The following is a 6,616-nucleotide window of genomic DNA, read 5'->3' on the forward strand; positions in this document are numbered from 1 at the left end:
AATAAAGGCTGTCGAAGATCGAGTGTAAAAGGGCGACTTGGATGTCCCGTTTTACATCACGAGATCAAAGACACGCTTGGTTTCAGGTCATGGGTCCGTTCATCAACCTCAACCTGCAGTTCTCCACCGAGCTTTTTGAGCCTGGTGTTGATATGGGAAATATAGAATACAAGCAGGAGTGCGGCGACTATAGCACCTAGAATCAGGATGGCAGTCGGTTTGTTGTGGGCGACAAACTGGCCCAGGCTGACCGGTCTTTTTGCATAAGGAGGTAATTCCAACTCACGAAACAGTTCATGAACTTTCGAATAGCTCAGAGGTATCGTCCACCCGTTGCTTTCTGCGCTTAGAGCAGCATCGCTGTCTTCAGGCATGCAGATGAGTGCAATCGCTACCTGTTCAGCAAGTTGAAGGTCTGTATCCCTGAGTTTCGCAAAAGGCCACCCGGGATAGGAGCGGGTGCTATGCATATGATGGAGTCCATGATGTTGGCCATCACCTTCCTGGTTGATTGCCTTGATCCTGGATAGATCAATTTTCCCTTCGCTGGCCATGCGTTCGAGTATGCCTGATTTCACAGTTCCAGCATCGGCTTCACCGTTTAATACCCGATAGACAACGGCATCGTGAGTTCCGGCAAAATTCAATGCTGACAAATCCGTATAAGGATCGACCGAATGATCATGCATCTCACGCCATGCCATCTGGAAGCCGCCAAATGAATTTTGTGTGACCGCCATGAGGCTGCTGCCTTTGAGATCCTCGTAACTGTTGATTTTGCTGTTGTCCGCAAGCATGAAGACAACACTATCGACGGTTGAAACTATTTCACCTTCAATGCGCTTTTTGAGAGTGGCGATGCGGGAAACGTCGTAGTCGTGCTCGAGGCGGATATAGAGCCCCGGATGGGTGAGGATGAAGTCGACCGAGTTTGTTGCAACTGCATTCTCCGCATCATCAAAATTAAGCGGCTTGATAGTGAAGTTGTAGTGGGCAAATCTCTCGTTGAGATAGTCTGCAGTGGCCGACCACTTTTCAAGTGCCTTTTCAGGGCCGCGTTCGTCCAATATGCCGAGCTTTACCTGTTCAAGGGCAAAAGCAGTAGTTGTATTGAGAGTCAGCAATACGAGCAGAAGCCTCGCCAAGCAGCGGCGAAGCAATATTTTTTGTAGCCAGCGGAGATTACTGATATGAGTCACTATTATCTGTTTTCACATACAGTAAAGCCAATCGCTCTATTATAGTATAAGAATTGGTCTTTTTCTGATTTATACGGGTCTCTTTCAGTAAGCCTGTGTCAGTTAGAAGAATATAGGAGAGCTGATATTTGAGTTAATATGGAATCTCGGTTAGCACATGGTTGCAGCAATAATGGACACGACTCCACAGAGCCCGTTTTTTCATACGATATCAGCTGAGGAAGTTGCATCATCCCTCGAGGTTGATCTGCGTGACGGCCTGTCTGACCGGCAGGTAGCCGAACGCACGGCGACCTACGGTGCCAATGAGTTGCGTGAGAAGCGTCGCACCACGCTTGCAGAAAAGTTCATAGCTCAGTTCAAGGATGCGATGATCCTGATCCTGCTGGCCGCCGCCGTGATTGCCGGTGCCATCGGTGAAATCAGTGATACTGTCGTCATTCTCACGATCGTCATACTCAATGCCACCATCGGCCTGGTTCAGGAGTATCGCGCCGAAAGGGCAGTGGATGCACTAAAACGCATGACCGAACCGGAAGCACGTACACGCCGGGGAGGTCACCTGCAGACAATCCCCTCAGTTCAACTTGTTCCGGGAGACGTGGTTTCTATCGAGGCAGGCAATGTCGTGACTGCCGACCTGCGCCTTTTCGAGGTGGCTGATTGCGAAATTGACGAGGCAGCGTTGACCGGAGAATCCTTCACGGTCACTAAGCAGGAAGAGCCCCTGGATGATGAAGAGTTGCCCATCGGTGACCAACTCAACATGGCGTTCAAGGGCACCAATGTGACACGTGGACGCGCACTGGGAGTGGTGGTCGCGACAGGTTACCAGACAGAGCTTGGCAAGATTGCAGATCTGCTGCAAACGTCGGGTACAGTGCTGACTCCGCTGCAGCATCGCCTCGAGCGATTTGGCGCTAAACTTGCCGTTGCTATCCTGATTATCGCAGCAGTGGTTTTTTTCGCCGGACTTCTACGTGGTGAGGAAGTAATGCTGATGCTGCTCACGGCAATCAGTCTTGCAGTTGCAGCGATACCCGAAGCATTGCCTGCAGTGGTGACCATTTCGCTGGCAATGGGTGCCCAGAAGATGGGCAAGCACAATGCCCTGATGCGCCGCCTGCCAACGGTTGAGTCACTCGGTTCCGTTACCTATATCTGTTCTGACAAGACTGGCACGCTCACCAGCAACCGTATGCGTGTTGAGCGTATCGATGCTGACGGTACGAGTGTTAACAGTCTTAGCGAGATCGATATCGTCAGTGAACCGTGGCAGTGGCTCGGCAGGTTGCTCGCACTGAGCACAGATGTGAGCCTTGATGAACACGACGAACCGCTTGGAGACCCAACCGAAGTAGCTCTCTATCTTGGCGCACTCGATGGCGGCATCAGGAAGCATGATATCGAGGCGGGCTTTCCACGTATTGCAGAACTGGCATTTGATGCCAGTCGCCGCGCGATGACAACCCTGCACAGTATCGATGATGAAGTGGCAGCCTTCACCAAGGGCGCGCCCGAGGCAGTCATTCCATGCTGCGCGAAACAACTTCTCTCTTCGGGTGATGAGGCAATTGACCGGCAGGCGCTTCTGCAGCAGGCCGAGGAGATGGCGACCGAGGGATACAGGGTGCTGGCACTGGCAATGCGCAGGTTTCCTCATCTGCCGGATTGTATTACGCATGACTGTATCGAGACTGAGCTGGTTCTGCTGGGTCTTGTCGGTCTTATCGATCCACCGCGTCCGGAAGTTCCTGAAGCCATCACCGCGTGTAAAACAGCAGGTATCAAGCCGGTCATGATCACCGGTGATCATCCGGCAACTGCCAGTGCGATTGCACGGCGCCTCGATATCGCCAGCGATATCGAAGTGATGACAGGGACAGATATCGCTGCACTGTCAGAGGAGGAGTTTGCTGACAGGGTCAAGGAGATTTCTGTCTATGCGCGGGTATCGCCGGAGCAGAAGATAGCCATCGTCAAGGCGTTGCAGAAACATGGCGAGTTTGTTGCCATGACTGGTGATGGCGTCAATGCTGCGCCAGCATTGAAACGCGCAACTATCGGTATCGGCATGGGCAAAAAGGGTACGGATGTTGCTCGTGAAGCGAGTGATATGGTGCTGCTGGACGACAATTTCGCCACCATTGTCCATGCTGTGAGCGAAGGCCGTCGTATCTTCGATAATATTCGCAAGTTCATCAAATACACCATGACCAGTAACGCTGGTGAGGTCTGGGTATTGTTCCTGGCGCCATTCATCGGTCTGCCATTGCCGCTTCTGCCGGTGCAGATACTCTGGATCAACCTGGTGACGGATGGTCTGCCCGGGCTCGCACTGTCAGCCGAGCACAAGGAGAGGGGCATTATGAGCAGACCGCCTCGCAGGCCGGAGGAGACTATCTTTTCTCATGGCATGTGGCAGCATGTCGTGTGGGTCGGTTTACTCATTGCAGCCTTGTCACTGGGCGCCCAGGCATGGGCCTTTCACGGCGGTTCCGACAACTGGCAGACGATCGTCTTTACCGTGCTGACTTTTTCACAGCTTATGCATGTGCTGGCGATTCGTTCGGAGCATGAGTCACTGTTTCGTATCGGGCTCTTTTCGAATCCTGCACTGATCGGTGCAATCTTGCTGACAGTCTCGCTGCAGATGATGATTGTCTATGTGCCTTTCTTTAACGGGATATTTCATACCAGCCCGCTGTCAGCGCATGATTTGCTTCTGTGTATGTTGTTACCGCTGGTGGTATTCGTGGCTGTCGAGATGGAAAAGTTTGCCGTGCGCCAGGGATGGATTTACAGCTGACCCATGGTTTTTCTGTAGAGCTTACGCGGCCTTCGGGCCATTCCAGGTATAGATCTCGGTTGTTGCCGTATCACAGGCATTGCAACTGCTGCCACAGGCGCTGGTGAGCATCTCTTTTCTGATCTTTCCTTTTTTGATCCAGATCTCCAGCATGGGGCGCACAGACTCGGGATCACTGTCAAAATGGAGGACGATATCTGCAAGCGTGACGCGGCCACGCTCTTTTACATATTCACGCACCTCGGAGAGAATCATCCGCTGCTACCATCCGCAACTGCTGTGCTTGCAGGCACTTTTCTTCCCCAGTAACGCAGTCCGATTATCAGCAGCGCAAACAGGGTCCACAGCAGTGAGAGTGTAACAATGGCCTGCTGAGGATGATCTGCATAGGTTGCCAGTTGATAGTAACTGCTGGCGGTCAGGTATGCGACAGAGGTAGTCCAGAATGCGACAAACGCAGCCCACTTACGCCCGGCTTCACGTTTGATAGCACCGATAGTTGCAACACAGGGGAAGTAGAGCAGAATGAACAACAGGTAGGCGAATGCACCAGCCTGCCCGTCAAATCGCTGATTCATTGCGCCAAATACACTCTCCCTGACTCCCTGCTTGGCAGCTGCCTCGCCGTGGCTTTCGAGATTACCAATATCGAGCCCCAGCGGGTCGGCTACCGAAGCAGCAAGGCCGGCAAGGTTATCCGGAACAGTTGCAGCTGCGTCGCTGATTGATTGCCAGAAATGAAATTCGAATTCAGGTTTTCCCTGCTGGCCAATTTGCGTGTAGAGCGTATCGAGTGTGCCGACGACGACTTCCTTGGCGAGCACGCCTGAGAGGATGCCGACAATGGCCGGCCAGTTGTCATCCTGAATGCCCATTGGCGCAAACAGGGGTGTGATCTGCTTGCTGGCCTCGCTGAGCACAGACTGTTCGCTGTTCTCATTACCGAAGCTGCCGTCAGTGCCGATCGAGTTGAGCAGGTTCAGTGCCAGCACCATGATGATGATGACTTGGCCTGCTTCCCTGATAAACAGGCTCACACGGTCCCATGCGCGCAGCAGAACACCTTTCATCGACGGCATGTGATAGGAGGGCAGCTCCATCATGAAACCGCTGCTTTCACCTGGCAGCAGGGTCTTCTTCATCAACAAACCTGTAAGAATCGCAACCGTGATGCCGGCAATATAGAGCAGGAAGACGATGTCCTGACCTGAATGCGGAAAGAATGCAGCAGCAAAGAGTGCGTAGACCGGCAGTCGCGCGCCACATGACATGAAAGGATTCATGAGAATGGTCAGCTTGCGTTCGCGCTCGTGTTCGAGTGTACGGGTTGCCATGATTGCCGGCACGTTGCATCCAAAACCCACGATCAGGGGTACAAACGCCTTGCCGGGCAATCCGATTGCACGCATCGCGCGATCCATGACAAAAGCGGCACGTGACATGTAACCGGAATCTTCAAGCAGTGACAGAAACAGGTAGAGCGAGGCGATGATCGGAATAAATGTCGAGACGATCTGGATGCCGCCGCCGATACCGTCAGCCAGCGCCACGCGTAGCCAGGCAGGGCTGCCGAGTGCTGTCAGCAGTTCGCCAAGCCCGTCAACAAAGATTGCGCCTGCAATACCGTCAAAAAAGTCGATAAATGCGCCGCCAAAGTTGATCGTAAAGAGAAACATCAGGTACATGATGACCAGGAACAGGGGAATACCGCTCCACTTGCCGAGTACGAACTGGTCGATGCGATCGCTCATGGTGCGTGTGATGCGAGAGCGATGCGAGAGGACGCTGCGAGCGAGGGTATGCGCATGTCCAAAGCGACTGTCAGCGATCAGGACATCTGCATCCTCGTTGTTACGCATTTGAATCTGCTGTTGCAGCCGGACGGCCTCCTGTTGGGCTGCTTCACTAACACTTGCAGTCGCATGGGCGTCATCCTCAAGCAGCTTGATTGCCAGCCAGCGCCTGCTGGCAGCGTGTTCATGTTCGATCATCCCGGAGAGTTCGCTGGCAGCGGTCTCAATGGTGTCATCAAAGGCAAGTGAGTAACCGCCGGTTAACCTGTTATCGATGACATCCAGCATGCGTGCCTTGAGTTCGCTGATGCCTTCACCACTGGTTGCGACGATCGGAACGACCGGGCAGCCAAGTTCACGGCTGAGCCGTGCAATGTCGATATCGATACCACGTTTGCGTGCAATATCCATCATGTTGAGAGAGACGAGCAGCGGAACACCCATCTCCAGCAACTGCACGCTCAGGTAGAGGTTGCGTTCGAGGTTGGAGGCATCAATGACATTTACGATGAGGTCGGCATCTTGTGACAAGAGGTAGTCACGCGTTACCTGCTCATCCAGTGAGTTGGCATCGAGTGAGTAGATGCCGGGCAGGTCAATCGCGGTAACCTGGCGGTCATCTATCTGGAAGTGCCCCTCTTTGCGGTCGACGGTAACGCCAGGCCAGTTACCTGTTTTCTGGCGAATTCCGGTCAAGGTGTTGAACAGGGCTGACTTGCCGCAGTTGGGATTGCCTGCGATGGCGATGCGCAGATTGCCTTTAATGCTTTCTGACGCCTTGCCGGTGTCGTGGCAGGCCATTAGTCGATGAGCTC

The 6,616-nt window shown here is 53.3% G+C and carries 4 protein-coding genes; 1 reads left to right on the plus strand and 3 read right to left on the minus strand.

Annotation, left to right across the window (positions count from 1 at the left end; genetic code table 11):
* Positions 1-56: 56 nt before the first annotated feature.
* Positions 57-1,145, minus strand: a complete 1,089-nt coding sequence (locus BOW51_RS05990; protein WP_167367250.1) for a phosphate/phosphite/phosphonate ABC transporter substrate-binding protein — start codon at positions 1,143-1,145, stop codon at positions 57-59.
* Positions 1,146-1,356: 211 nt separating this feature from the next.
* On the opposite strand from BOW51_RS05990, the gene BOW51_RS05995 reads away from it, so the two are divergent.
* Positions 1,357-4,008, plus strand: a complete 2,652-nt coding sequence (locus tag BOW51_RS05995) for a cation-translocating P-type ATPase (RefSeq protein ID WP_245828537.1) — start codon at positions 1,357-1,359, stop codon at positions 4,006-4,008.
* Positions 4,009-4,029: 21 nt separating this feature from the next.
* Here BOW51_RS05995 and BOW51_RS06000 read toward each other — a convergent pair whose 3' ends face one another.
* Both BOW51_RS06000 and feoB read right to left on the minus strand, forming a co-directional pair.
* Positions 4,030-4,263: a FeoC-like transcriptional regulator gene (locus BOW51_RS06000; RefSeq protein WP_078476906.1), complete on the minus strand. Its 234-nt coding sequence runs from the start codon at positions 4,261-4,263 to the stop codon at positions 4,030-4,032.
* A complete protein-coding gene (gene feoB, locus BOW51_RS06005; protein ID WP_078476907.1) occupies positions 4,260-6,602 on the minus strand; it encodes a Fe(2+) transporter permease subunit FeoB in 2,343 nt (780 codons plus the stop codon). The genes BOW51_RS06000 and feoB overlap by 4 nt, the downstream gene beginning before the upstream one ends.
* Between the last annotated feature and the right edge of the window lie 14 nt (positions 6,603-6,616).

It is taken from the genome of Solemya elarraichensis gill symbiont, from assembly GCF_002021095.1.
GTDB lineage: Bacteria > Pseudomonadota > Gammaproteobacteria > Chromatiales > Chromatiaceae.